Origin of the sequence: Lysinibacillus xylanilyticus, from assembly GCF_001708185.1 — a bacterium.
Lineage (GTDB): Bacteria > Bacillota > Bacilli > Bacillales_A > Planococcaceae > Lysinibacillus > Lysinibacillus xylanilyticus_A.
Window position 1 is genome coordinate 433,112 of record NZ_MDDN01000002.1, and the last position, 23,966, is coordinate 457,077.

Below are 23,966 nucleotides of genomic sequence, written 5' to 3' on the forward strand. Positions count from 1 at the left end.
AAATAAAAAAGCACTCGTAATTGAGCGCTTTATTTAATATATTCTTTACCATCTAAAATCAATGAGATAACCTTGTCATCTTTGATTTTAAATTGGAATTCCGATTGTATCACAGCTCCGAATCCATTTTGAGAATCTACATAACTTTGGACAATTGTTATTCCATCTTCTTTGCCGAATTTCCATTCTGTTATATTTGGGAATTTAGCAGTGGATGGCACCTTCAAAATTGACTTTAATGAGTTTTGACATCGAATTTGTAAATCCGTCATCTCTTCTTTGGTAACTATAAAATCATTCATTTTATTTAATGTCTTACCATTTTGGAAAAGAGTATTATTTCCATATCTAATCATATTAACAGTACCATTAACATTCATATATAAGATAATGTTCGAAGCATCTTGTGAATCTATTCTGTATCCTTTTTCTCCTTTAAAATGAGCATTATCTAAACCTTCATCATGTTTTATAGTAACTTCTTCACTTACCCCAACAGAAGATAATGTTTTAATAACACCTTCCCCTTGTTCAACTGTTATATCTAATTCTCTTGCTATCTTACTTTTAGAATCTGTATTATATTTTTCTGGATTTTGAGAAATAAATATTACAGGTACTGCTATAAAAAAAATAACAAATACTAAACAACCTACTGATAAACAGCCCTTTTTCTTCATAGGTATCCCTCCTCATAAACAAATATACCTAATATGGAGAGATTTAACTATACCCTTTACATAATAATCACCCCTTTCAATGAAAAAACACCCTCAAGAGAGAGTGTTCTTTATCTAAGCTATTTCCTTATTTCTATTACTCTATTCAAAAAATACTAACTCTTGCGGAAGCGAATCCAACTCTTCTTTATTTAATAATGAAAAGAATGCAATCATAAAATTTTCAAATGAGTCGTATTTTAAAATATCGATGCCGTAGTTATTCCTAATTTCTTCAAACATTGATGTAAATGATGCTAAAGAACGTGGTTTTTGTTGTGTTTCATTCATATGCTCCTCCTGATTGGGAGTAACATCCACTTCAAATTGAAGCTATTATATGCTACAATTTATCTTGACAATAAGATTTTTGAGTGGATGTTACTCAAATTCGTATCATGTTTTAAGTTGCCGCTTAAAGCATGATTTTTTTATTTTCGGTTACTTGTTTATTGTACATACTTTTCATACACTTTCTTGCTGATTGATAAATCGAGTCGGAATTTTTCTTTTGCTATCATTAGGTCAACTGTATCGGCTAAAATTGGCTCTCGTTCAATCAACATCTCAGGTGTCATCTGACTTTTCTTTAGGGATTTCATATGTCCATGTCGACTAGAGACTGCTTTGTTAGCAATTGTATTAGCTTTTATAAAGTTCACCTTTGTTGGTTCAAGTAATGATTGATGTAATTTAGCCATCGTTTCCTTTTGATGCTCTTTATCTAGCATCCTAAAGATTTGAAAACCTTCTAATCCACTAGATTGACGAAGTGTTTTAACTACTTCAAATAGCCAATCTTCGAATGCTTCTGCCTCAGGTCTTTGCGAACGAGTTATTGCTTTATAAATCCCTTGTTCAGATATTGCTGTATACTTCCGATTCATACCCGCCAATTTGGCGGATGTAAGATATTTACTTTTTAAATGCTTTGTCATAGCGTTTGTTTCACTATAACCAAGTGCATCTGCAATATCTTTAGCAATCCCCCACCATTCACCTTCGATTTCCACAAAGCGAATTTCGTAATCTAACCATGTTTCCATTTTGATATTCATCATATTGCCTCCTTTTTAATCTCAAATAAATCGCCGACTTCACAATCTAAAAATTCGCACAATATTTCCAATGTTTGAAACTGAATACCTTTCCCTCTCTTATAAAATAAAGAGTTTAAAGTAGTTCTTGATATTCCTGTTGCTTTAGATACATCGGTAATAGTTAGCTCTTTTTCAGCTAAAATTACACGAAAATTATTTCGCACAAAATCACCCCCATTTTGCCTTCTTTATCTACATATTGTCCAATAAGCTGAACAATATGATAAATTTAATATAATCTACCATTGTTTAACTGTCAACATCAAAAGCTAAAAAAACTTTTAAATTTGTTCAGACTACAATACAATAGTCAATAAGAGGTGATAAAATGATTAAATGCAATCTAGCTGTTTTATTAGCAGAGAGAAATATAAAAATTAGCGAATTATCAAAACGAACAGGAATATCCCGCACTACGTTAACGGCACTAAATCAAAACCAAAGTAAAGGTATTCAATTTGATACTTTTGATACTCTTTGTAATTTTCTTAAAATCAAACCTAACGATCTTTTCATTCAAGAACCACTTGAATATGATTTTGAAGTAATCGAAATTCAACCCAGTAATGCTCCAAATATTTGTGACTATTATCTGGTCGTCTCAGCTGAGATACAACATAAGAATGAGTTATTAGATATGAATTTTGTATGCAAAGTTAAATTATGGGAAGAATATAATGAAATAACTCAAATTTTTATCAGTCCTAGTTATCATGATAAAATTCAAGATTTATTAAACTCGATCCCTGTCACATTTAAAGTTAGTATTGAACAAGAATTATTAGATGCAATAAAAGCGGCATTGGTAGTTGAACTTAATTTTAATGAAAACGTAGAAGTTGTTTTAAACCAATAATATTCAATATAATTATCGATAACTATCTAATTAAAATCACAACCATTATTTTTCTAAAATTTTTTTATTCACTTCAAACAATTTTTTGTTGCGACTATACAATCCTTTGTTAACTGCTTCCTATATGGAGGCGGTTTTTAACAACAAAAAAACACTCCAAAGACACTGATTATTAACTAATGAATAATCAGTAAGCCGTTGGAGTGTTTCCAAATCAAGATATGTATTTACATACATAATACATGATGGCAAACTAATTATCAATAATTTTGTTAAATCTTATTTTAATAACAAAAAGCACCACAAAACCCCGATAAATCGGTAGTCTTGTGGTGCTTCCACATATCTGCAAATTAAGTTACTTCAAAGATACGCGAAAACTAAAGAGAATGCAATATAAAGTTTTTATCTTTTTCTCTTCCCTTTACCTTTCCTGCCTTTTTTAGCTTCTTTTTCCGCCTCTTCGTCAGCATCACGCTTTATTTGTACTGCGGCTATAACAAATGCTTTTTCAAACCTTGGTAGAGCATCATATTCAGACGGCCACTTGTGCAGTTTATGCAGACAATAGTAAGCAATATTTGCATCATAGTCGCCGTCTTCAATTAGTTTTTTGCTTCTTCTACTAATTCACCCATGCCAACATCAAAGCCGTTGATTTTTTGTACAGTTGCTAAGTATTCGTCATACTCACCTGGTAACAACATTTTTTTCAATAGCTCTTTAGCACCCATTACTCCGTATGATTTCTGTAGTTCCACATCATGTAAATTAGGAAATACAGTACATTTAGCTGCTAAATCAGCTAAGTATGCTGTGTAGTTTGTTTCTGGCACCATAACACCTTTTTTACCTGGCACAGGCATGCGCTTTGTGTTGTCTTTTCGAAGTAGATCATCTTCTTCGGACGTGATTGCAGCAACTTCCCATTCCATTGGCTTTTTAGTTTCGGGATTAATAAATCGTTTCGATACGACTACTTTCTCGTTTTCTGGTTTCAATGCGTTTTGCGCTAAAAATGCAGTTAAATTTGACATGTATATCACCTTATCCTTTTCATTATTAATTAAAAAAGAGCCCACATCGTGAGCTCAAGTCTTATAACATTTCTTTTAGTGTTGTAAATTCTTCTGGCATATCCCAATCCTCAAACGTAAAGTCGATTTCGTCTTCTAGGTATTCTGCGTCTGCGTCAAGTGCAGCAATAGTGCCACCATCCATATTGCAATCGATTAAGATAGTTGTTTGACGACCAACTGTTGATGAGCCATCCTCGTTAGTCACCTGAATATCAAAGTAAACATCCTCGCCAGTATCTTTGTATCGTTTTAATAGTTTTCGGAATATCGATGTATTGAAGTAGAATGTTGCATTACCTGAATACTCAGCACCAGTTGCTTTATTACCTTTACTAATACGTCCCATAATCGGCACTTGTGTTTTCGTTTTTTCCATTTTTGCTTCTAAATTAATTAACTGAGCAAATAAGTAACGATTGCCTTCAATCGTCACATACGCTCGTCCTTGTGCACCATGAATGGCATCACGAGCATGCATGGTAGTGTTTGCGAAATACTGAAGATCCAACGGAATTAACAATTTGTTTGGTTTCAACTTGATTCCCTCCCTTACGCTACTGTTGTTGTGATATAAAGTTGAGACATCGCCACAGTAGGATTCACAACTTCGTTTACTACAACAGCTTTCTTAGAATTACCTTGCTCTACAGTTAACTCATCTTTGTTGTAATTTTGGAGTGCTCTAATTCGTTGCATTTCCATTCGGTGAGCACCAATATCATTCCATAATGAAATACGGCCATCTTGGTCATTTGGTACTTGACCAAGGTATCGAGTATTGAATAGATGAGCTGTATCGATTGCAATTTGATCAAGAACACGAATAACTTGGTTCATGCTAAAATCTTCGTTTTTATCTACTGTGAATGATGTAAATGTGTTTACATCTTCAAGGACACGAATCTCGTCACCTACACGATGGAATACATACTTACCACCATTTAAAAGTGTTGTAAGTTGAGCCTGTGTCTTTGTTTCAGAAAGATCTAGTGTGAATTCTCCGTTGTATTTTTTGTTTGTATTCGATTTATTTACAGCAACGCCAGCCTGTGCGCCAGTTGTCCAGTACACTCCATCGAATACTTCTTCATCAGTGCCGATAGCATCGTTTTGCACATCGATAATACCCTCGTGGTCTGTAGTGCCGAGTTTATGACCTACTAGTTGGAATTTTGCTCCTACTTGATCACGTAAACGTTTCGTATATTCTACATATAAAGATTTGATTAGATTGTCTTTTGATAAACAACCCAGTGTATTGAAGCCGTAAGCTTCTAATGCATCTAACGCCTCTTGGTGTGCTCCACCTGAAATAGTAGAACCATTTGAACCACCGGTTAATGGTGTACCAGCTGTTAATGTTAGTGTTGCATCTGACTTAAATATAACAAAGTCATTAGCTTTTAAATCAGCAACAGTCTCTACAGCTATCTGTTCGTCTACTAGTACATTAGCTAATAGAGTTTGAACATCAAACTTCGTTGGTTCATCCACGTTTGCTTGAATAACCATGGTGATGTCGTTGCCTCGAACACCTTTGTACTTTGCTGTTGCGTAGTCATTTTTAGCAGCTACCGCATTCACTGCAAGCTTGTAGAAAAATACTGTGATAGCATTTTTGAATACATCGCGGATGCCTTTTAATTTTGGATCAGTGTAATCATATCCAAAGATTTTTCGAGAATCTTTTTGTAAATCCTCTTGTGTTACTGCGAATACATCGCCGTCCACGCCCCAATCTAGAGGTATCGGTAGACCGACATAACCACGATCACTTAGATTTACAAAAGCACGAGCTTTACTAATAAAGTTGTGATAAGTACCAGGTAGTACTTTGTTTTGTGTTAAAAATGGACCTCCACCTAATGCCAAGTTATTTACCTCCCTTATCGAATTTCTTTAATATCCCATCCACTTTGGCGAATGAGTACGGTTTACCATCTTCCAATAATGCATTTAGTGCATCACGACGAGCCATGTATTTGTTGCTTTTTACAATTTGTGTTTTTGTGAATTCAGGTGCTTTTTTTGTTTCGTCTTTATTTGACTCATTATTTGTATCCACCACATTCACCCTTTCGTTTTTGTGTGTTGTTCTAGTGAACCCATGAAAATCTCCTCTTCAACTTCTTGTAAGTAGAAATTAAAATGAATGAAATTATGACCAATACCGTCAACGACCTCGCTGTTTGCTCCAGTACCAAGCATTAGCGAGCCATTTAATAGTGTTATTTCTTTCAGTGCTTGTTGTACCTTCAAAGTCATGTTAGACGCCTCAGATAAGCCGTTTTTAGGGAAATATTGCACATTGAATAATGTTGTTACCTTCCATCGTTTGCCGATTTGTCTTATTTGCTCAAGGTTCAAAAATTGAATTAAAAAAGCAGGAGTCTTAAACCCCTGCGGTACTTCATCGATATACTTTTTGTAATCTGCTCCGAAAGCTTCGTGAAGCTTAACGGATATAGCATTTTGAATGTCATTAATCTCCATCGAAAGCCTCCCTTAGCATTTTCATGAGTTTCTTTTCGAGAATTGCAGGAGCCTGTTGTTCAACTTGGTCTGCACTTATTGTCATCATAAAGCGTCCATTCACCCATCCTTGATGATTAGATGTGCGATGCCCAAATTCCACATACTGAGCATACTCTGTGTTGTTTATAACCTCAATTTCATAGATGGCACCATTTTGTTTTACTTGCCCAATAGTCCATCCACGTCTTAACGTTCCATCTTTAACAGGTGTACGTCTAATCACCTTGCCTAATAATCTAGCTGCCAACTCTTTAGCTGCAGCCTCACAAAACTTTTCATGATCAGCGTTTGCTAACTTAGCTAACTTTCGCTCGAATGCTTTCAACTGTCGATAATCAACACGTCCTCCTCTGCCCATTATGCATACCTCTCAAATGCTTCTAACATTATTTCTTGTTGATCCATATAAACCGCTGGCTCACCACTACGAGCGTATTCAGTGGTTTTGCCATGCTGTGTCACAATGATTTTTGAGCCTGCCGGTATATCAAGTTCAGGTGCAATAAAAAGTTTAGTGGTCTGAGCAATCACCGCTGGACCACCTGTAGGAGTAGTTGATGTTTGCTTTTCAAACGATAACTTACACTTTTGGTCAGTGAACAGCGGTACTTCTTTATGTCTAGTTACATGAGTAATCGGGTCTTCAACCTCTCGCCATACCTTAACGGTGCAAACGCCTTTATACAACGACTCTACAGCCTTTCTACGAGCACTTACCATAACATCACCCTGTAACGAACAAAATCCACTTCGTTATGCTGCAGATAAGAAATAAAAGCATTAAATTGAGCTTCTGGAGTACTGTTCGCATCGGTAGCAAATATCACATTAGTGTCACCATCTTGTACTTGTTTAGCAATCAATTCAAAATCCAGTGTGTCTATAGACAAGGCCCCCATGGACTTTTTAGTATATAAAAATTCCCCAACGACCATATCCACTGCGATTTCGTGGAGTCCTTGAGGAATTTCAGATAAATTTGTTTGATTGTTGATATGGTTCGTTACTTTCATGATGCAAAAATTCAGCATAATTTCATCTTGGCTGCTCGGTTCGCCTGATATGCTAATACCAAGTGATTTCAACCGCTTCTTAACATCTTCTAGCATGGTTTACACCATCCTTTATCCTTGAGAAATAACACGAGCAATAGGAATAGCCTTGTGATCAATTGTTTTACGAGCTGCACCATTACCATCGTTGTGTACTAATGACCAGTTTTGACCATCTGCTAATTCACCATTTGTTGGAGATAGTGTTGCCTGTGATTTCTTTTCATAAGAGATGCCGTATGGAGCAAGTACTTTACGTTGTCGACTATACAATGTATCTTGACCGCCATTTGTTTTTGGATCACGAGACATTTCATAAGGTACTTTTGCTCCAATATCTTCGAAATCAAATGCACCTTCACCAAGTACATAAGTTGTATATTTTGTATGTGCTGGATTGCCACCATCTTCTGGCACTTCTTCGAATGGCATTGAATCGTCAACTAATACAATACGACCATTCCAAGTACCAATAGATAGATCACGTTGAATACCATCAGCATCAGTGTATTGCAGATATTTAAATAAACGTAAGTTTTCTAGATTAGTAGCTACCGCTGAATGCATGATAACAATTGCGAATTTCGATTTGTTTTGACCGCATGCTTGTTGCATAGCGTTATTAAGTGTTGCTGGGCCAACTTTATTTAGTAGGTTCCCTTGGGAGTCTTCACCTGCTTTAGTGGTAACGTCATATGTGTGATTAGTTACAAAATCAAGGTTTTTAGCACCTGTCATTGCAAAAATACCGCTTAAAATCGATAACAATACATCTTGGTCGATTTCTTCCCAATAAGTTGCTACTTGTTGAGCAACATTATCCATGAAGTCTACGCCACCTGTAATATCTTCTGAGAAGTCTTTTTCAATCCAAGCTTTAGCACGACCATATACGACTACGCCACGTTCATACGTTTCGGTACTTGTTGCTGTGATGTCTGTTTGACCATCGTAGTTAAGTGCAGCACCATCTAAATTACCAAACATAGGGATACGGCCATAAGCAGTAGTTGTCTGTGAACTGAATAAACCACGAATTTCAGAACTTGGTTTCAGTGCCTTTGATTTCAATAATTCATTTCGTTTTAAGTTTGGAATACGGTCCACATATTGACCAAATGCTTGCGGATTAAATGATTTAGCATCAAATTTTGTCATTTGTTTTTACCATCCTTTTAATTAAATTTTTGCTCCTGGATTTGCTTCCTGATAAGCGACTAACTGCGAATACGTCATTTTTGATGTATCTACTGGATCTCCTCCACCATTCGGTTGTCCACCTGGTGTTGTGCCTGTGATAACTGTTTCATCAGAAGCAAACATAAACTTTGTTTCTTCATTTTCAACAAGGGCCTTCACCTTATCTTCTAAACCAACGACATTGCCATCTTTATCGATTTCAACACCATTCAAGTCTAAAAGTGCTTTTGTAGCAGTAAGATTCCGAGCCTTTGCACCGGTTAGCGCTAATTCAACAGCGCTATTGATTTTTAATTGTTTTACTTCAGCAGAATGCTTTTCAGTAGTTGCCTTGTTTTCATCTTGCAATCGAGTAATTTCTGATTTCAGACCTTCTGTAGCTTCTTCATTCTTAGCAAGTTCTTTTAACTGCTTATCACGATCATCAAGTTGTTCTTTCAATGATTTATTCTCACCATTTACTTCATCAAAGCGACTTTTAGGAATCATTGTTCCAAAACCTTCGATGATTTTATCAGCTTGTTCTTCACTTAATCCCATTGCAATTAAATCTTCTTTTTTCATTTCTATTGCCTCCTACTTCGTGTTTTACGTGCAACGGCACGATAGGTTTAAAAGCTTATTCTTTAACGTCTACAAGCTCGAAAAAGACGATTACGACAAACTTTACATAGTTCACTGAAAATAAAAAACACTCAGCCCTCTTAATTAGGAGGCTAAGTGCTCATTTCATTATATTCTTGAATGGCTTCTTGAATCAGTTTATTTGCTTCAATCATTTCATCATCGTTAATTTCACCGTCTTGAATAGCTTCGTTCAAGTGGTATTTCATGCTCTCAATACTCACAAGTTTGTGTAGCTTTTGACATTTCCCCATCGTGTACCCTCTTGGAATCAAATCAATATAATCAGGTACGCCATCAAGTGTTGGGACATATTCAAATAAGTTTTCCTTGTACACATCAGGTAAATCCAAATTCATCAATACTTCTTTCATTTGAATCACTCAACTTTCTTGAAAATCATATTATTTTTTTCGGCAAACTTTTTATTAACCTCATAAATAAATGAATCCCAAACTTCATAAATTTTTTGAGGATCATCTAATTCAGGGAAGCTTTTTGCAACTTGACGCTTAATTTTATCATACTCACTTGGAAAAAATAAATTTTTAAATATGGAACTCTTATAACTCCCTCTATCTAAAATGTACTTATCCCCATTTGCACATTCCAAAGTATATGCAGCTAGAGACTTGTATTTTACCATTAAAAATAAATCGTCACTTGAAAATGAGGTTGGACTTGGATGAACATGTGTAAATATTAAGCTGTTTTGTGGGCTTTTTTCTAAAACATCATTTATTTCTTTTGTTAAATCAACTCTATCAATATCGGATCCTTCTAAAGAGGTTTCAATCGAATTATTTTCTTTATTTATTAAGTACATTTTTTCTTTTCGCTTTGTATTCATAAATCCATTCAATTCACTGTGAATCTCGTTTAAAAGATCACTACCCACTTGATTTACATTTAAATAATTTTGCCAATTTACATTGGATTGTTTGACTGGATACACTTTACGATTACGTTCATTCGATTCATCTCGAATTTCTCTTTTAGAGGTAACGGATTTATCATTTAAGATAAACCTTTCTTTCCATTCATCATATTTCATATCAGATGGCACATAGTACACTTTACCATCAGCATCTCTTGCAGCACGTTCACCAATACTGAACTCATCATCAAAATACGGTGCTGTTGTCGTTCGACATCGAGGATGAAACGGATTTGCTGTTACCCCTGGCATGAAATCTTCTTGTTTAAAAATCTTGCCATCCATCGTTCGACATATAGAACTCGTTTTAAAATCTAATGTAGCTATAATCTCGTACTTTTCAACTTCAAGCTCATCATATGCATCCTTTTGAGCAGCAGCACTAAAAAACGCTGATTCGGTCATAACTAGCCGAGAAGCGTTAGAACGTGAGGTATTCATTTTTTTAGCTATGGAACCAATCATACGGTCTGGTGCTTCACCACGGGCCATCGATTGAATAAGTTCAGTGTGCAATGTATCAAGCAATAAGTTTCGGTCACGCCATATCTTCGCTGAGAACGTTTGACCATCAGCAGTCCAAGGCTTGCTAATGACTTTTGTTAGCTTCGTTTCGTCTAGTGCCTGCAAAGTAAAGCCAATTTCGAAAGCTTTCTGTACTTCAAATGCTGTGTGATAGTACTGTGTTTGATATGCATCTTTCATTAAGTGCTCAAAGCCCTCAATTTGTCTACCATACAGTTTTTCTACATGCTGTTGAAGTTGTATTTGCAAACTTTCCAAACGGCTTATATGGACACGAGAAGATGCATTTTCGAGTTGCTTCAACCACTTCTGGTTGATTGCGTTCTTTTCGCCATATTCGATATATTCCTCAACGGTCCATCGGAACTCTTTTAATTCATCACTTTTTAACAGCTGCTTCGCTTCATCAAGTGAAATTTCGTTATTTTTGGCAAAGCGCTGATACCATCGAGCAATATCTTTTTCAATTTCTTGCATCGTTTTGATATAAGCTTTTTCAAGATCCTTATAGTATGTTGTGCTCTTCTCATGCTGCGCTTGCTCCAACATTTCAAAACGTTTTCTCCAATAATCACGTGTTTTCTTTGCCATTTAACTCACCTTGCTTTTGTTGGAAAGTGGTGTCGTAATTATCGTACATATCCATCTGTTCTTGCTGTTCCTTCTTCTTACGTTCTAACTCCAGTTGCACATCAGAAACATAAGGATGTTGAGCAATACGAGTCTCAAGTGATAAGTCTGTTGATTTAGATAAGCTATCAATAACCTCGGATTCGTTTATGAGTATGTCTCGGTTGAAGATTGCCTTAACTGTTTCGTTATCGAAGTTGCCTTTACCTATGTGCTCCAAGTGTTTGTTAACAAACCATAGCAGCTCTTCAAACGAAGCCTGAAACTCTGTTTCAATACCATTAGCATCTAAATCAATATCTAAATACATAGACTGGATATTCATTTGATTAGGATTGTTCGACATACGATCATCTTTTGAATCATAGCCCTTACCATTCTCTACTAGTGCCTTTTTGAATAACGTGAGAATAGATTCGTAGTTATCTTTATTTACTTCAACTGTAAGTGTATCGATACCGCCCTTAACTCCGTCACTGCGTACTTTAACAGCACCGAACTTAGCAAGATTATAACGAAACTCTCCTAGATCCTGTCCATCATAGTTGTGAATCACAAGGATTGTTGAACGGGCATCTTCTTGCATGTTGTTATTGAAGTCTGAAAGGATTTCGTTGATACCATCTTGTAAGCTCTTTACTGACTTGATAAGAGGTATTTCACGGCTGTTGTATCTGAAAGGTATTAACGGCACTCGCTCCCAGTTACGCCCTTCTGAACGACCGCCTTTCGTGACATTTAAGTATGTTGCAGTTTCGCCGAGCTCTACATCAGGTATCAACTTTTCATTATCAAGAATGTATCTTTCAATCCCATCAACGGTGTAGATTTCAACCTTTTCGATGACTTCTTTCTTATCACCTTTCCATTCCTCAATTGAATAAATACGAACTGCATAATCTAATACGGTTCGTTCTGTATCTTTCCAATAAGGCAACACTTGATAGGCTGGAATAAGCATAAAGCTAAATTCTCCACGCTCATTGTAGTACGGATAAATCCATGCTATGCCATGATTAAAAGCATGTTCACCTAAGTTTCTAAGCGTTTTGTGGAATCTGTTGTTTAAAACTAGTTTAAGTGCCTTTTGGTATATCTCACTCTCTGTTTCGAGCGTTAAAGGTTTAGCGAATAGGTAATTAACCTTTTGATTCACTAACTTACCGTATTGATTGTCAACGCGTTTGTTGTTTGGCAGATTAGTAGCTTCTTCTTTCTCGCCATCCTTACCAATAACCATTCGCTTACGAGTTAAAATATTGTGGTTACCTTCGAAATAGTTGTCACCTTCAAACATCCAGCTGCGCTTTTCAGATAACTTAAATTCTGCTATTTCTTTTTCGATACGCTTTTTAAATGTGATGCCTTTTTTAGCACCTTCACCAATAATTGAATTTAATTTATCTGTTTCTGTAATAGCACCTTGAAAAGGGAAAAAACCCATGTCCTCACCTCTTTCTAATCAAAACTGTATGTGCTACCTCGCATATCTTCTTCAAATGCATAGCGCGTAGCATCAATTGTGTGGTTATCCTTATCCTCTAAACGAGCGATAGGATTACCGTCCTTATCCGTCTGGTAATCAATATTCTCAAATTCTCTTGCGATATTTGGTGTTCTTAATGGATCAATACAAATGAAATCTAAATCATCGAGCCATTCTTCGCCATATTCCACGCTGTCAGGACCTTTCTTAACACCGTAAATACGTGGTATTCCTTGTTCGTCACGTAATTCAGCGATAGACTTCGGTTCCGCTGAATCAGCTGCTATCCGGTCTGATTGATAGCCTCTAACTTTCAATTCCTTGGCTAGTTTTCGATTACTGATTTTCACGCCATAGATTTCATCAACAGCATAGATACCGTTTTTCTTTTTGTCATAATGCCAACGGACAAATGCTAATGGATCCGTTGCATATCCAAAGTCGTTACCATTTCGGATGTTATCAAACGATGCAACCATTTCATCAGTAATCGAACCTGATTCAATTTGTAGATTATCGAACGGAACAACCCCACTTCCTATTGCTTCACCGAGGTATTCCCAACGATATTTTAACGGCTTGTTTTTCTTAACATTTTCTGCTTCTTCAATAAACTTTTTCGATAAATGCGGATTTCCTAAATACGTAGAATGATGAACATAAGTATTATCATCAATCATTGAACCCTCGTACTTCTTGTTCACCCACGACTGCTTACGCTTCGGTGGATTGTAAGAATAATAAAAAGAGTAGTCAAAAGGGTACGCTTGCTGTCTGTCAGCTTGCGAAAAGATCTTCCCTTCCAACTCCTCACGTAGAATCGAGTTTTCAATTGTTGTTATATCATCTTCACTTTTAAATTCTGCTAATTCTTCAAACCATGCTATGGCCAATGGGAAATCTGCATCCTTAATAGATTTAATCTTCTCCGGATCATCAGCGCCAGCAAAATAAATCTTGTTCCCTCTGCCTAAGTAAGTGATTTCGAGCTTGGAATCAACAAAACGGAATTGATCACGAACTCCCATGATATTTGCCGCAGCTTTGAAGTTAGCATAAACAGACTTTAGGATTGTATTTTGTACCCTACGAATACCAATAGCTGACACTGGGTATTCCATGATGTCTAATAAGATACGCATTGGAATATGAAACGACTTACCAGAACCACGACCGCCTTTTAAAACATAACGTAGATGCTCTTTTGCTCTGGAAGCACGCCAAAATGGTTTGAATTGTTCTGTAATGATACTAGCTATACTTATACGTTTGTCAGTCATCACACATCATCCACAATCACCACTCGAACTGATTTATCACGGTCTTTATCAAGATTAGTGATTTCTACTTTTGTCTTATCAATATTCAACTGCATTTGTTCAAGCTTAAGTCTACGTTCATCATCAGCATCAGCCATCTCAACAAATTGACGAATAGAAGAACGCAACTCCCCGATTGCTCTTGATTGAGCAGTGAGTAGTTGCGCCTGTCGTTCCCATGCGAATTGGAAGTTGTATTCGACTTCCTCTCCCCATTCTGTATCCTTATGTTTTTTGAGCTCCTTAATCATTTCGTCTTTCGATTCAACATGCATGATGCGTTGAGCACGAATAATTGCAGCATACTGAATCTGTATTTGATCCCAGATTAAATCGGCTGGAGAACGTTCGTTCATTGCTTCCATGATTTCGAGTGTTTCTTCAGGTAGGAATTTAGCAAAGAACCCGTGTGTTGTTGCGTTCTGATTTTGCTTAGGTGCACCATGCCCCTTAGCGTTGCTATTACCTACAGGAGCACCACGACTTCGTTTAGTAACGTTACCATTGGATTTAGTAACGTTACCTTTCAATTGGTCATCCCATTTATCTTGGTTCTTCCACTTTCGAATTTGAGAATCGGATAATTCCAATTGCTCTGCAATATCCTTCAAAAGCATTTGCCCTTTGCTTTCTAGCCACATTTGAAACGCTTCATCACGTTTCGGATTCCTTGGTCTAGCCATATCTCATACACCACCACCTCCATCATTTGTTTGTTTTGTAATCACCCCATTATGCTAGTTGCTTTGTGAAATAAAAAAGCATCCGTTTTAAATGACGAATGCTTTTTATGACTATTTAAAACTATCCATTAATAGATGTTTTAACAGTAAATCAATATTTTCTTCTGTTACTTTTTCTGGCTTGTTATCGCCGTATTGTATACTGCCTCCGTTATCGTTTATATGAATTTTCACCGATAACTCTTCTTCATCTGTTACTAAATTTCTTTTTACGACGCGTATTGTATCAATATCTCGCCCAGGTAGTATAAATTCAGTTAAAAAATTTATTTCAATATTACCTACACGCACAAGTGATTGATCTTCGATGTAATATAAATTTTCATCAATTCGCTTTAAAGGAGATAAAACATTTTCAATTTTATCAATAATTAATTGTCTTGCTAACAAAAAATTAGACATACAATCCTTTAAATAGTAATCTTCTGCCGTTTCATAAAAAAGGTTTTTCCAATTTTCCATAACCTCACCTCCCACTCAATAATAGAGTGAAAAGGAAATGTATGTCATTAATATATTTTTGATATAAACGTTCGAAGCCTTAATCTTTTACTTTAATCTAGTCAATAACTTTTTCTTTGTTTCTGATTGGAAGGAAATTTGTTCTTTCCATACTTCAATAAAAATCTTATTACTATTCTCCAATATTTCAAAAGCTTCTTCAAAATTGAAATCATTTTTTCTAACACTTAATAATACTTCTTTATATTCTTCCACAATATTAAAAAAATCATTGAGGTCAAATTTGTTAAATACTATATTGAAATTTGAAATAATGTCTATTAATTTTTCTCTAAATTTATTGTTAGATTCCATTGCAATATCTCTATTTTTTACAATTTCATCTATCGAATATTCAATCTGATTTAAATGCATAGCTTCTTTTATGATCACTAATTCCATCATTTTGTTATGTGTAGATACAAATAGTGTTTGTAATTCTATTAATTTTTTATAGAATTCATCATTTTCACTTAGTTCATACTGTATCTTTATTCTCTCTTTTTCCATTCTATCTTGTTCAACCATCATCTGTTTTTGTAAATTAATTTGTTCTAAAAAAGTTCGTTCTGACAGTTTTTTTTCGTGTTGAATGATCATATAAGTAGTGAATATTACAGCTATACTTCCAACAATCCCTCCGAAATAACCTCCCCAGAATCCTATCCAATCACCAAAATTCGCTTCGGAATCTATCTTGTAATTATTACCAATAAAATTAATTGTAAATGGTAATAATAGAATTACGATTATTAAAATACCGACATAAACTTTTTTCAAAATATCAACCTCCCATTCTATAATAAAACGAAAGGTATGTACAAAACCTTAATAAAATTTTGATTAAACTCTCAAAACCACACCAAACTCTGCCCTATCATCACAAAATGTTTTGGCTGTTTGATGCAGTTTTCAAAGCAAAAGAAAAAGCCTCCATCCTAAGATGAAAGCTTTGTTATTGTAGTAATTGTCGAGTTAGCTCACTTTTAGAACCGTGGTAGAACTGCACCACGTATCATGTAAATAAACGAATTGTATTTTAGTTTTATAGTGCGTATCCGCGCACTTGTTGCTTTGTAAGTTTGACTGAATTATGGAAAGTGACGAAGTTCACATAAAAATCACTCCTTCTCAACATTTTTTAACCAAAAGAAAAAGACGCAAAAACACGCCTTTAATCTTTCATATACAATTTTTATTCCAAATTTGATTTATTGTTATTGTTATTGTTATTGTTATTGTTCTTTAATACACTTAACAGATATAACTGAATTAAAACCACGTTCCTCATAAATACGATAAAGCCGTGTAAAATCAAAAAACTCCATCCTGTAAAATAAATCCATTTAGATACAAGGAAAAAGTAATAATTTAATTTCAATCCAATATCCGCCTTAAATATCGGTTCAATAACGGAAAGATGTAAAAATCCCCAAATTAGAAGTAAAATATAAATAGAGATATTATAAACATAAGTTGATATAATTTGATTCATATTATCATATGTTTCATCTTTATTTTCTATTTTAGTAAATGCCTTTCTACCGGCAGACTCCCCGAAAGAAGCGATTAGCGCCAAAGAAGTAATATTAAATCCTATCTGGATAGCTATAACTGAAGAAATGTTCGAATTAATTGTTGTTATCCTTGTTATTAAAGATTCATCTTTAAAAGAAAAATATAACAATGCCGATGAAACACTTAATATTAATGGCAACATGATTTCTAAGAAAAATCTCTTCTTCTTCATTCCTTGTCTGTAGCCAGATATTACTCTTTTTAAATTACTTTGCTCCTGCTCTCTCTTCTTCCTGTGTCTCTTCAGTTTTATTGATCGCGTTTGCGATTTCTTGGATTTTCTTTTGAACATTAGTATCATCCTTTATGAAAAATGACTGATCAAACTCCTCTTTATCAACCAAAGGATTTTTATGCAATATTATACTTTCCATTCCATTAAATATATCATCTAAATTAGGAATACCATTTCCATTAATTTGTACTTCTATATCAAATTCTCTAGTAATTGAATCTGGTGTAATTTTCTTTGTAGCTCCTGATTTAGTTACACCCTCTATTGCATAATCATCATATTTTTGAATTTCCATCATTCTGTTAAAATATTTTTCAAATGTTTTCACCATGCCATTTGGTGATTTATTTTTTATCTTCATTTCGATGTCATATTCATCTATCTCATGATCGTTTAGTTCTTCTTCTAATTTCTGAATTACGTCGTTATTAACTTGTTTATTTTCTGAGGAATTAATATATAATATTCCACTTTTTATAGTTTTAAATTCATTTAGTTTTTCAATAAAATCAATTGGAGGCAAAGAATTAATTGCATAAAATCCTCTTTTATATAAAGATGCTTTATTAGCAAAATTTTCTCTATTAAATTCCTCTATATAAGGGAAAATAAGCTGTCTATGCGAATATAAAAATGATTTCAAAACAGATCTTGAAAATACATGATTTTGTTTATCCTCCTGTACAAGCAAAAGACCTTTTTTCTTATCAAGAGTAAAATGAATTTCACTTTTCACTCCTTCGTAGTGTTCAATAGTATTCATTTCCTCTTGAGTCTCGATATTTATTGTAGTTTTAGGAATACCATGTCTTGCAGTTGTAAATATCCCTTCCATCATATTAACATTATTAGATTGCTTGTATTCTACTAGATTTAATGTAACTTCATCATTTTTATATTTTCTTTTATCTAAATCAATTAACAGAATTGAATTAAAAAACAAATCCATTAATTCATGATTGTAATAAAAACCATGTTTTAAAGTATCATTTAACGTTATATCATTTGATATTTCAAAACCTTTAATTTTCATTCTTGTCTTTTTACCTTTTTGAGTAGCCATTCTTTCATTCCCCTTTAATTATATGAATTTACCACTAAAATCATACATTATTTGGGTATAACAGTAAATACATAGACACAAAAGGAACATTTGTTCTCTTTATATTAGCTCATTTTATCTACAAATTCAACCAAAAAACACCAAACTCTTTAAAGGGGATTAAAAGATTTTGGTGTTTTATTTTTAGCCTTTTATAATAATTAAGATACCTAATCTCTTAAAAATATGGGCCGGCCATGTATGTCATGCTCCGAATAAATTTATGGAGCGCTGGTCGGTCGTCGGTCTGTCTTTCCCTAATAATTAAGATTTTAGAAATACCAATGCAGGAAAACCTTACCGCGCCGTCCTTCCTCACATGATACATTATAGGTTTATTTCCTATCAAACTTACGACATATTCGGCATATCGGACATTTAAAGTTATAATATGCTATTGTACATTGTCATTCATATATAATAGTCGGCTGTGGTTTACCCTTTTTCGAAACAGTAATGGAAGCTCCTATTTCTGAATTTCCGGAAGAAACCGGTGATATTTGCTTTGCTGGATATGAAATACCATTTACTCTTACTTCCTTAATAAATATATCCTTATCTTGGTCTTTAAACTTCTCATTAACTTTTTTAGCTTCTTCTTTCAACTCCTGAACTTCGGCAACTTCTGAAGGTATATTTTCAATTTTCGATGTCAAAGAACTCATTTGACTAGCCATTTCTTTATGACTTTCACCTAATTCATTAACTATCTCCATTAATTGAGTAATTGTATTTACACTTTGCTCATTATATCGCTCAAGCACTTCTTCAATTTGGACACTTACTGTCTGTAAATTTTCTACACTATTCTTCACATCAAATATATTACTTCTTTGACCAGCAACATCGATTAAAGTAATCACAATGGCAATAACTGCTAATAAGATTGACGTTAATGTAGCAGCAAAATTCAAATGTGAGCCTGCTTTTATTGATTCCCCAAAAATATATGACAATAATAGTACTATCAATCCTCCAGTAATTATTCCTAAATATATTAAATGTAGAGCGTCAACCTGTTTTCTCCCATTCTTTTTTTTCTCTTGTTTTTCCATAATCCTATTACCTCCGAAATCGTAATTCCTAATATTATACAATACAAGAAACTATTTTCGTATAAAAATAAAATCGCACCCCATAGGTTATTGGGATGCGATTATTTCTTAAGAAACCTTATTACATGTAGAATCCATTATTTCTAACATTTGATCCACTATAGAATCTTTGATGCGTCTAATATGTCGTTCCGAAAGTTTCATATGATTTCCAATCCAAGCAAAGCTTTTTCCTTCTAACATCCAATGTAGAATCTCTATATCACGAGGTTTTGTAATATATTTCATACGATTTTGAATTTCCTTGACCTTACGCTTGTAATCCAAAATAATACGTGTTGAATAAATTTCTCGACGTATTACATCATTAAAAACTGGATCACTATTACTCCCTTGTCCTTTCGGCATGCCAGCTTCCTCTCCGTATTGAGCTGTTGCCGACTTAATACCATTGTCTCCCATCTTTGTTACTGCATCTCTATGGATCTCGAGTGTACTCAACATCCAACGATAATCCTTTAAAGCTTGTTCGATTTGTTCTTTATTCATTTCTTTTTGCCCTTTTAACATAGGTTTGCCCTCCTACGGTGTGTTATAATAATTTTGAGAAACCTCAAAGGGCATGACCAATTCTGAGCTGTAGCGTCTGAACACGCTGCGGCTTTTTCTTTTCCGAATCTGTTTGTATGCTATAATTTGGTTAAAAAGGAAGTAGGCAAAATATGTTCGATTTTTCATTTATGTTTGAAAGTATAGCTAATATCATTTCTATCTCTTGGAATGTAGTTGTTTTACCATATAAATTAGCCTGGATAATTATTGTCTTAGTTGTTCTTGCTTGGATTCTTTCAAAGAAACCTAGATCTAACTAATCCTTAAAGTTTGGTAGGTTTATTCCCACCAAACTTTTTTGTTATATGCTCTGAGTTGTTTAACTTCCTTGCGTACTGTATTCATGCGTCATACCTCCAACGCATCCAAGTAATGCAACGTATACCCATCCTTTGACTTAACCTCAATACACTCGTTTTCAAAAGTTTCCCAAGCAATAGATTTTCTACCACCATTTTCACGCGTCTCCCAAGCCTCTCTTAGCGTTTCAAACGGAAGTAAGTAGTATTTGTCGTGAAGTTTGAAATAAACGATAAGGAAAGCAATAGCACCTTTTCTGTGCCATGATTTTAATAGCTCGTATTGGTGTGTATGGATGCTATCTAGAGGTAAATTTGTAATACCCGTTTCCTTGGCATCGAATATAATCGCTTTGCCTTTATATACGCCTGAATAGTCGACCCAAGTTGCTTTCTCTAGATGCCCAGTGATTCGGTTTCCTGTGTTATTTAAAATCTTTACTGGCGTAGGTATTTTCCGTACATCTGCTACACCTGTATTCCGATATTTGTTGTTTGCCATGTCGATAATATGTTCGAGATACCGCGATTGGCGTATGATTTATTTTTTACTGCCATGATTGCCCTCCAGCTAACGCTCTTAGAAGTCTGCTGATAAAACAACCTAACGCCGTTCTACCAGCAGCGTGTAATTAATCCTCAATCATATAGTTGATTAATAAATTTCTCAGAACGGTAAATCATCCTGATTAACCTCAATCGGTCCCTTACTATTTGCAAACGGATCTTCATTACCTTTTGTATAATTTGGCTGGTTGTTATTACCGCCATATCGCCCTTGTGAACCGCCTTGATACGTTCCACCTGTATTTGTCCTAGATTCGTAGTTTGAAGTGCTCTGTGAGCCTACTGTACCGTTCTTTGGCTCTAAAAACTGAATGCTGTCGGCTACTACATCTGTAGTGTAAACGCGTTTGCCATCCTGCCCTTCATAGCTGCCTGTTTGGATTCGCCCTTCCAAACCTATTAAATTGCCTTTCTTCATGAAGTTTGCTAGATTCTCAGCTTGTTTGCGCCATGCAACGCAGCTAATGAAGTCTGCTTGTTGCTCACCTTCGTTTTTAAATGGTCTGTTGACTGCCACTCGAAACTTACATGAGGCGATACCATTTGGTGTATATCGTAACTCTGGATCAGCTACTAAACGGCCAATTAAAACGACACGATTTATCAATTTAAAACCTCTTTTCTTTTAGCAATTCCTGCTTATACATTGTTTTCTAAGTATCTGAGAACTTCCTCTAACATGTTATCTGGAGTAACTTCCAACTTTTCAGCCATTACTCACACTCTCCTTTTTCCCAAGCATATCTAAAACCTTTTGTCTCTCAGCCTCAAAATCTATAGTATTGCTATTAGATTCAGTAACTGGTGTAGGATCTTCTTCATTACGTTTGTTGAACCACTCTGGAACTACTTCTGTTCGACCCTTAGGCTTTTGATAAGAGGATTGATTAGACTGTTGTCGCTTGTTTTTCTCCCTCTCTTCCTTAGCCTTTAGTTGCTCAACATTCGTTATAAAATCCTTTCTCCAATTCGCTAATATTCGTTCTGTATACTGCATTGGTTTATTCGGTTGTTGAAGTGCTGTGATTTTCATAGCTTCATAAACAAGTGCTGGATCATTTTCACGAGTCATGTGTTCAATGCATTCACAAATGTAACCAGATGCTCTTTGAATGTTTTTATCATAGAATTTTGTTAAGAATGTTAATTGTTCCTCAGTGACAGACGACTTACCGACCTCCCTGTCTGTTGTTTGTTTTTCTTTTTTATTTTCTTTTTCTTTTTCTTTTTCTTTTTCTTTTTCTTTTTGTCCACGTATCGTTGACGTATCGTAAGAACCCGCATCATTACTGGATTCTCCATTTTCTGACGTAACGTTATGCGTATCGTGTGACGTATCGTAGTACGACTCGTAGACGATACGTACAGAATCGTTCGAGATTCCTTCGCCTACCCATTGAATCAATGAAGTATCTTTCACTTCTTTTAGTTCTGATTTCACACAATCTAGAATCGGTTTGCCTCCGCGATTCAGATTGTATTTGCCCCAGTTTTTAATAGCTATTTCACGAGTTTCTTCATTGTATTTAATAATCTTGTGGTGGTCTCTGAAGCGTTGTAGTAATGCACCAGCGCTTTCCATTGAGTAGCCCATATCGAAAGCTATTTGCTTTTTAGTAATTTGATAGATTCCAATTTGTGTCGTACTTTCATTTGTCAGCAAATACAGGAAGAAGTACTTGTCCTCTGCTGTCATTTCCTCAACCACACGAGGATCGTTCCAAAAAGTTGTGTAGACGTATCTGTATTTAGCCATTTGCCCTCGCCTCTCCTTATGTCGCAATATTCAAATTTTCAATCATGAATTTATTCATAAAAAACCTTCAAACCTCTCACAAACCGCGAAACTACCACTCACTTTGATAATTCGATAGTTTGGATACCTAGTCATGTATTGCAGCACTAAGTGTCTTGTTTCGTCGTTATCCTTCGCCTGCTCAAATATCCAAGCAGGCAAAAGGACTTTGTGTGGTACGTTATTCATCTACACAGCCTTTGGTTGTAATTGATTAATAAAATCAATCAGTTGGCTTGCTTGAGTTTTTGTCAGTGATTTGTTTTCAACGTTTGCTGGAATGTTAAATGATTGTTTCGCATAATCAGTTACTTGAGAAACATCAGTGTTTGTACGCTTCGCTGCTGTACTGATAGATGAATTTAGAGCTTTCAACTGTGCATCAGATATCAAGTTATTGTTTTGTCCACCTTGCTGTTTAGGCTGTGAATTCTGATTAGGAATTTGAGCACCGTTGCCATCATCATCCTCATCGCTTGTGATTCCGAATATCGCCGACAACGAATAGCGTTTTAAGTAAGTAATAACTGATCCTGCACCCTGTGCATCTTGTTTAGCTGGTGTAGCGAAAATCGGTTCTGATTCAATCCACTCACCTGATTCATGCATAAGTAATGTTGTTACACCTACACGTCCATTAGCATCATTTAAAGGGAATTGAATGAATGATAAGCCGAATTCTCCTGAAGTCTCTGTAATAGCCTCAACAACGCTTTCTAGTGGTACATATTTGGATTTGAAGAAAGGGTTGTTTTTGTCTTTAAGAGGCTGTTTAACCTTGGACTGAAACTGCGATAAAGATTTAGCTAATGCTGCAATTGATTCTGATTTTTTCATTAGTCATCCACCTCCACTTTGAATGTTGTTGTTCGTGGTTTTACTATTACCCCTGGTACAGCTTGTCCATCTGCATCTACAACAATTTGTTCTTCACCATGTTGCACAACTTTAAGCGTTTTTTTGAGTTCGCCCCACTGCAATTTTCGAGAAGTACTTACTTCTACATAAGGTAATTGGTTAGCCACTACATAATTGAATAACTCTTCATCATCTAACCTTTCTGGCTGTGCTTCATTTGTAATGGATCGCACTCTACCGTATGGAGTAACAATGCTTTTTTGTTCAGAATCGTTAGCTAGAACTTGTGAATGATATTCAAATATTTTCTGTTCAAAGAAAGTAATATCACTCGCCAATCCTGCACTCACTTTTTTCTCCCAAGCATTAATGCGCTCTCGTTCTGCATCAGCTAATGATTTAATTTCATTCAATTTTGTATTGGCTGCATTGATTTTTCGTAATGCCCAATTCAGTCCATTAATATCTTTAATGACAATTATCTGTTTTTCTTGTGGTTGCATTTCATAAAGTTCATGTAATTCTGTTTCCTGCAACAAGTTCATTAAAATGCCTCCTT

At 35.1% G+C, this 23,966-nt stretch carries 31 protein-coding genes; 1 reads left to right on the plus strand and 30 read right to left on the minus strand.

What is annotated here, in order from left to right; translation table 11 throughout:
• Positions 1-29 precede the first annotated feature (29 nt).
• From BFJ97_RS06725 to BFJ97_RS06740, 4 genes are all read right to left on the minus strand, one after another.
• Entirely contained in the window at positions 30-680 is a 651-nt protein-coding gene (locus tag BFJ97_RS06725) for a hypothetical protein (protein ID WP_068983867.1), read from the minus strand.
• 141 nt (positions 681-821) lie between these two features.
• Positions 822-1,010, minus strand: coding sequence for a hypothetical protein (locus BFJ97_RS06730; protein WP_068983868.1), 189 nt, complete (start codon positions 1,008-1,010; stop codon positions 822-824).
• Between the two features lie 158 nt (positions 1,011-1,168).
• The gene (locus BFJ97_RS06735) at positions 1,169-1,777 is read right to left on the minus strand and encodes a BRO-N domain-containing protein (RefSeq protein ID WP_083226932.1); all 609 of its coding nucleotides are present in this window, start codon (positions 1,775-1,777) and stop codon (positions 1,169-1,171) included.
• Positions 1,777-1,983, minus strand: coding sequence for a helix-turn-helix domain-containing protein (locus BFJ97_RS06740; RefSeq protein ID WP_068983869.1), 207 nt, complete (start codon positions 1,981-1,983; stop codon positions 1,777-1,779). The genes BFJ97_RS06735 and BFJ97_RS06740 overlap by 1 nt, the downstream gene beginning before the upstream one ends.
• Positions 1,984-2,147: 164 nt before the next feature.
• Between BFJ97_RS06740 and BFJ97_RS06745 the strand changes: the two genes are divergently transcribed.
• Entirely contained in the window at positions 2,148-2,675 is a 528-nt protein-coding gene (locus tag BFJ97_RS06745; protein ID WP_068983870.1) for a helix-turn-helix domain-containing protein, read from the plus strand.
• A gap of 605 nt (positions 2,676-3,280) precedes the next feature.
• Here the strand turns inward: BFJ97_RS06745 and BFJ97_RS06750 are convergent.
• From BFJ97_RS06750 to BFJ97_RS06875, 26 genes are all read right to left on the minus strand, one after another.
• Positions 3,281-3,712, minus strand: coding sequence for a phage tail assembly chaperone (locus BFJ97_RS06750; RefSeq protein WP_068983871.1), 432 nt, complete (start codon positions 3,710-3,712; stop codon positions 3,281-3,283).
• A 61-nt stretch (positions 3,713-3,773) separates the two neighbouring features.
• Positions 3,774-4,289 (minus strand): phage tail tube protein, encoded by a 516-nt coding sequence (locus BFJ97_RS06755; protein ID WP_083226933.1) that lies wholly within the window; start codon positions 4,287-4,289, stop codon positions 3,774-3,776.
• Between the two features lie 14 nt (positions 4,290-4,303).
• A complete protein-coding gene (locus BFJ97_RS06760) occupies positions 4,304-5,626 on the minus strand; it encodes a phage tail sheath family protein (protein WP_068983872.1) in 1,323 nt (440 codons plus the stop codon).
• A 1-nt stretch (position 5,627) separates the two neighbouring features.
• Positions 5,628-5,819 carry a hypothetical protein gene (locus BFJ97_RS24550; RefSeq protein WP_175401709.1) on the minus strand — a complete coding sequence of 64 codons (192 nt, stop codon included), beginning with the start codon at positions 5,817-5,819 and terminating at the stop codon, positions 5,628-5,630.
• 5 nt (positions 5,820-5,824) lie between these two features.
• Entirely contained in the window at positions 5,825-6,247 is a 423-nt protein-coding gene (locus BFJ97_RS06770) for a phage tail terminator family protein (RefSeq protein ID WP_254660128.1), read from the minus strand.
• Entirely contained in the window at positions 6,237-6,647 is a 411-nt protein-coding gene (locus BFJ97_RS06775; RefSeq protein ID WP_068983873.1) for an HK97 gp10 family phage protein, read from the minus strand. The genes BFJ97_RS06770 and BFJ97_RS06775 overlap by 11 nt, the downstream gene beginning before the upstream one ends.
• On the minus strand, positions 6,647-7,009 hold the full coding sequence (locus tag BFJ97_RS06780; protein WP_068983874.1) for a hypothetical protein: 363 nt from the start codon (positions 7,007-7,009) through the stop codon (positions 6,647-6,649). The genes BFJ97_RS06775 and BFJ97_RS06780 overlap by 1 nt, the downstream gene beginning before the upstream one ends.
• Positions 7,003-7,398, minus strand: coding sequence for a hypothetical protein (locus BFJ97_RS06785; RefSeq protein ID WP_068983875.1), 396 nt, complete (start codon positions 7,396-7,398; stop codon positions 7,003-7,005). The genes BFJ97_RS06780 and BFJ97_RS06785 overlap by 7 nt, the downstream gene beginning before the upstream one ends.
• Before the next feature lie 15 nt (positions 7,399-7,413).
• Positions 7,414-8,499: a phage coat protein gene (locus BFJ97_RS06790; RefSeq protein ID WP_068983876.1), complete on the minus strand. Its 1,086-nt coding sequence runs from the start codon at positions 8,497-8,499 to the stop codon at positions 7,414-7,416.
• 21 nt (positions 8,500-8,520) lie between these two features.
• Entirely contained in the window at positions 8,521-9,105 is a 585-nt protein-coding gene (locus BFJ97_RS06795) for a phage scaffolding protein (protein ID WP_068983877.1), read from the minus strand.
• Between the two features lie 152 nt (positions 9,106-9,257).
• Positions 9,258-9,539 carry a hypothetical protein gene (locus BFJ97_RS06800; protein ID WP_139114388.1) on the minus strand — a complete coding sequence of 94 codons (282 nt, stop codon included), beginning with the start codon at positions 9,537-9,539 and terminating at the stop codon, positions 9,258-9,260.
• A gap of 5 nt (positions 9,540-9,544) precedes the next feature.
• Positions 9,545-11,218 (minus strand): minor capsid protein, encoded by a 1,674-nt coding sequence (locus tag BFJ97_RS06805; protein ID WP_068983879.1) that lies wholly within the window; start codon positions 11,216-11,218, stop codon positions 9,545-9,547.
• Complete coding sequence (locus BFJ97_RS06810) at positions 11,199-12,701, minus strand: phage portal protein (protein WP_083226934.1); 1,503 nt, start codon at positions 12,699-12,701, stop codon at positions 11,199-11,201. Before BFJ97_RS06810 ends, BFJ97_RS06805 begins: the two co-directional genes overlap by 20 nt.
• 14 nt (positions 12,702-12,715) lie before the next feature.
• A complete protein-coding gene (locus BFJ97_RS06815) occupies positions 12,716-14,023 on the minus strand; it encodes a PBSX family phage terminase large subunit (RefSeq protein WP_068983880.1) in 1,308 nt (435 codons plus the stop codon).
• Positions 14,023-14,745, minus strand: coding sequence for a phage terminase small subunit (gene terS, locus BFJ97_RS06820; RefSeq protein WP_083226935.1), 723 nt, complete (start codon positions 14,743-14,745; stop codon positions 14,023-14,025). The genes BFJ97_RS06815 and terS overlap by 1 nt, the downstream gene beginning before the upstream one ends.
• Positions 14,746-14,856: 111 nt before the next feature.
• Positions 14,857-15,267, minus strand: a complete 411-nt coding sequence (locus tag BFJ97_RS06825; RefSeq protein WP_068983881.1) for a hypothetical protein — start codon at positions 15,265-15,267, stop codon at positions 14,857-14,859.
• 87 nt (positions 15,268-15,354) lie between these two features.
• Positions 15,355-16,086, minus strand: coding sequence for a hypothetical protein (locus BFJ97_RS06830; protein ID WP_068983882.1), 732 nt, complete (start codon positions 16,084-16,086; stop codon positions 15,355-15,357).
• A gap of 415 nt (positions 16,087-16,501) precedes the next feature.
• Positions 16,502-17,176 (minus strand): hypothetical protein, encoded by a 675-nt coding sequence (locus tag BFJ97_RS06835; RefSeq protein ID WP_139114389.1) that lies wholly within the window; start codon positions 17,174-17,176, stop codon positions 16,502-16,504.
• Positions 17,091-18,182 (minus strand): hypothetical protein, encoded by a 1,092-nt coding sequence (locus tag BFJ97_RS06840; protein WP_068983884.1) that lies wholly within the window; start codon positions 18,180-18,182, stop codon positions 17,091-17,093. The genes BFJ97_RS06835 and BFJ97_RS06840 overlap by 86 nt, the downstream gene beginning before the upstream one ends.
• Positions 18,183-18,628: 446 nt before the next feature.
• On the minus strand, positions 18,629-19,276 hold the full coding sequence (locus BFJ97_RS06845; protein WP_068983885.1) for a hypothetical protein: 648 nt from the start codon (positions 19,274-19,276) through the stop codon (positions 18,629-18,631).
• Positions 19,277-19,384: 108 nt separating this feature from the next.
• Positions 19,385-19,846 carry a helix-turn-helix transcriptional regulator gene (locus tag BFJ97_RS06850; protein ID WP_068983886.1) on the minus strand — a complete coding sequence of 154 codons (462 nt, stop codon included), beginning with the start codon at positions 19,844-19,846 and terminating at the stop codon, positions 19,385-19,387.
• Positions 19,847-20,236: 390 nt separating this feature from the next.
• A complete protein-coding gene (locus BFJ97_RS06855) occupies positions 20,237-20,728 on the minus strand; it encodes a Holliday junction resolvase RecU (protein ID WP_368072738.1) in 492 nt (163 codons plus the stop codon).
• Between the two features lie 126 nt (positions 20,729-20,854).
• The gene (gene ssb / locus BFJ97_RS06860; RefSeq protein WP_068983888.1) at positions 20,855-21,361 is read right to left on the minus strand and encodes a single-stranded DNA-binding protein; all 507 of its coding nucleotides are present in this window, start codon (positions 21,359-21,361) and stop codon (positions 20,855-20,857) included.
• 99 nt (positions 21,362-21,460) lie between these two features.
• On the minus strand, positions 21,461-22,510 hold the full coding sequence (locus tag BFJ97_RS06865; RefSeq protein WP_068983889.1) for a DnaD domain protein: 1,050 nt from the start codon (positions 22,508-22,510) through the stop codon (positions 21,461-21,463).
• 228 nt (positions 22,511-22,738) lie between these two features.
• Positions 22,739-23,386, minus strand: coding sequence for an ERF family protein (locus BFJ97_RS06870; protein WP_068983890.1), 648 nt, complete (start codon positions 23,384-23,386; stop codon positions 22,739-22,741).
• Entirely contained in the window at positions 23,386-23,952 is a 567-nt protein-coding gene (locus tag BFJ97_RS06875; protein ID WP_068983891.1) for a host-nuclease inhibitor Gam family protein, read from the minus strand. The genes BFJ97_RS06870 and BFJ97_RS06875 overlap by 1 nt, the downstream gene beginning before the upstream one ends.
• Between the last annotated feature and the right edge of the window lie 14 nt (positions 23,953-23,966).

What these genes read in the sequence shown, in the direction of transcription:
- BFJ97_RS06785 (WP_068983875.1), bottom strand. Translation starts at nt 7,398, where the DNA reads ATGCTAGAAGATGTTAAGAAGCGGTTGAAATCACTTGGTATTAGCATA.
- BFJ97_RS06810 (WP_083226934.1), bottom strand. Translation starts at nt 12,701, where the DNA reads ATGGGTTTTTTCCCTTTTCAAGGTGCTATTACAGAAACAGATAAATTA.
- terS (WP_083226935.1), bottom strand. Translation starts at nt 14,745, where the DNA reads ATGGCTAGACCAAGGAATCCGAAACGTGATGAAGCGTTTCAAATGTGG.
- BFJ97_RS06800 (WP_139114388.1), bottom strand. Translation starts at nt 9,539, where the DNA reads ATGAAAGAAGTATTGATGAATTTGGATTTACCTGATGTGTACAAGGAA.
- BFJ97_RS06795 (WP_068983877.1), bottom strand. Translation starts at nt 9,105, where the DNA reads ATGAAAAAAGAAGATTTAATTGCAATGGGATTAAGTGAAGAACAAGCT.
- BFJ97_RS06725 (WP_068983867.1), bottom strand. Translation starts at nt 680, where the DNA reads ATGAAGAAAAAGGGCTGTTTATCAGTAGGTTGTTTAGTATTTGTTATT.
- BFJ97_RS06835 (WP_139114389.1), bottom strand. Translation starts at nt 17,176, where the DNA reads ATGTTCAAAAGAAAATCCAAGAAATCGCAAACGCGATCAATAAAACTG.
- BFJ97_RS06750 (WP_068983871.1), bottom strand. Translation starts at nt 3,712, where the DNA reads ATGTCAAATTTAACTGCATTTTTAGCGCAAAACGCATTGAAACCAGAA.
- BFJ97_RS06875 (WP_068983891.1), bottom strand. Translation starts at nt 23,952, where the DNA reads ATGAACTTGTTGCAGGAAACAGAATTACATGAACTTTATGAAATGCAA.
- BFJ97_RS06815 (WP_068983880.1), bottom strand. Translation starts at nt 14,023, where the DNA reads ATGACTGACAAACGTATAAGTATAGCTAGTATCATTACAGAACAATTC.
- BFJ97_RS06780 (WP_068983874.1), bottom strand. Translation starts at nt 7,009, where the DNA reads ATGGTAAGTGCTCGTAGAAAGGCTGTAGAGTCGTTGTATAAAGGCGTT.
- BFJ97_RS06775 (WP_068983873.1), bottom strand. Translation starts at nt 6,647, where the DNA reads ATGGGCAGAGGAGGACGTGTTGATTATCGACAGTTGAAAGCATTCGAG.
- BFJ97_RS06840 (WP_068983884.1), bottom strand. Translation starts at nt 18,182, where the DNA reads ATGGCTACTCAAAAAGGTAAAAAGACAAGAATGAAAATTAAAGGTTTT.
- BFJ97_RS06825 (WP_068983881.1), bottom strand. Translation starts at nt 15,267, where the DNA reads ATGGAAAATTGGAAAAACCTTTTTTATGAAACGGCAGAAGATTACTAT.
- BFJ97_RS06770 (WP_254660128.1), bottom strand. Translation starts at nt 6,247, where the DNA reads ATGGAGATTAATGACATTCAAAATGCTATATCCGTTAAGCTTCACGAA.
- BFJ97_RS06745 (WP_068983870.1), top strand. Translation starts at nt 2,148, where the DNA reads ATGATTAAATGCAATCTAGCTGTTTTATTAGCAGAGAGAAATATAAAA.
- BFJ97_RS06850 (WP_068983886.1), bottom strand. Translation starts at nt 19,846, where the DNA reads ATGTTAAAAGGGCAAAAAGAAATGAATAAAGAACAAATCGAACAAGCT.
- BFJ97_RS06790 (WP_068983876.1), bottom strand. Translation starts at nt 8,499, where the DNA reads ATGACAAAATTTGATGCTAAATCATTTAATCCGCAAGCATTTGGTCAA.
- BFJ97_RS06735 (WP_083226932.1), bottom strand. Translation starts at nt 1,777, where the DNA reads ATGAATATCAAAATGGAAACATGGTTAGATTACGAAATTCGCTTTGTG.
- BFJ97_RS06845 (WP_068983885.1), bottom strand. Translation starts at nt 19,276, where the DNA reads ATGGAAAAACAAGAGAAAAAAAAGAATGGGAGAAAACAGGTTGACGCT.
- BFJ97_RS06865 (WP_068983889.1), bottom strand. Translation starts at nt 22,510, where the DNA reads ATGGCTAAATACAGATACGTCTACACAACTTTTTGGAACGATCCTCGT.
- BFJ97_RS06870 (WP_068983890.1), bottom strand. Translation starts at nt 23,386, where the DNA reads ATGAAAAAATCAGAATCAATTGCAGCATTAGCTAAATCTTTATCGCAG.
- BFJ97_RS06805 (WP_068983879.1), bottom strand. Translation starts at nt 11,218, where the DNA reads ATGGCAAAGAAAACACGTGATTATTGGAGAAAACGTTTTGAAATGTTG.
- BFJ97_RS06730 (WP_068983868.1), bottom strand. Translation starts at nt 1,010, where the DNA reads ATGAATGAAACACAACAAAAACCACGTTCTTTAGCATCATTTACATCA.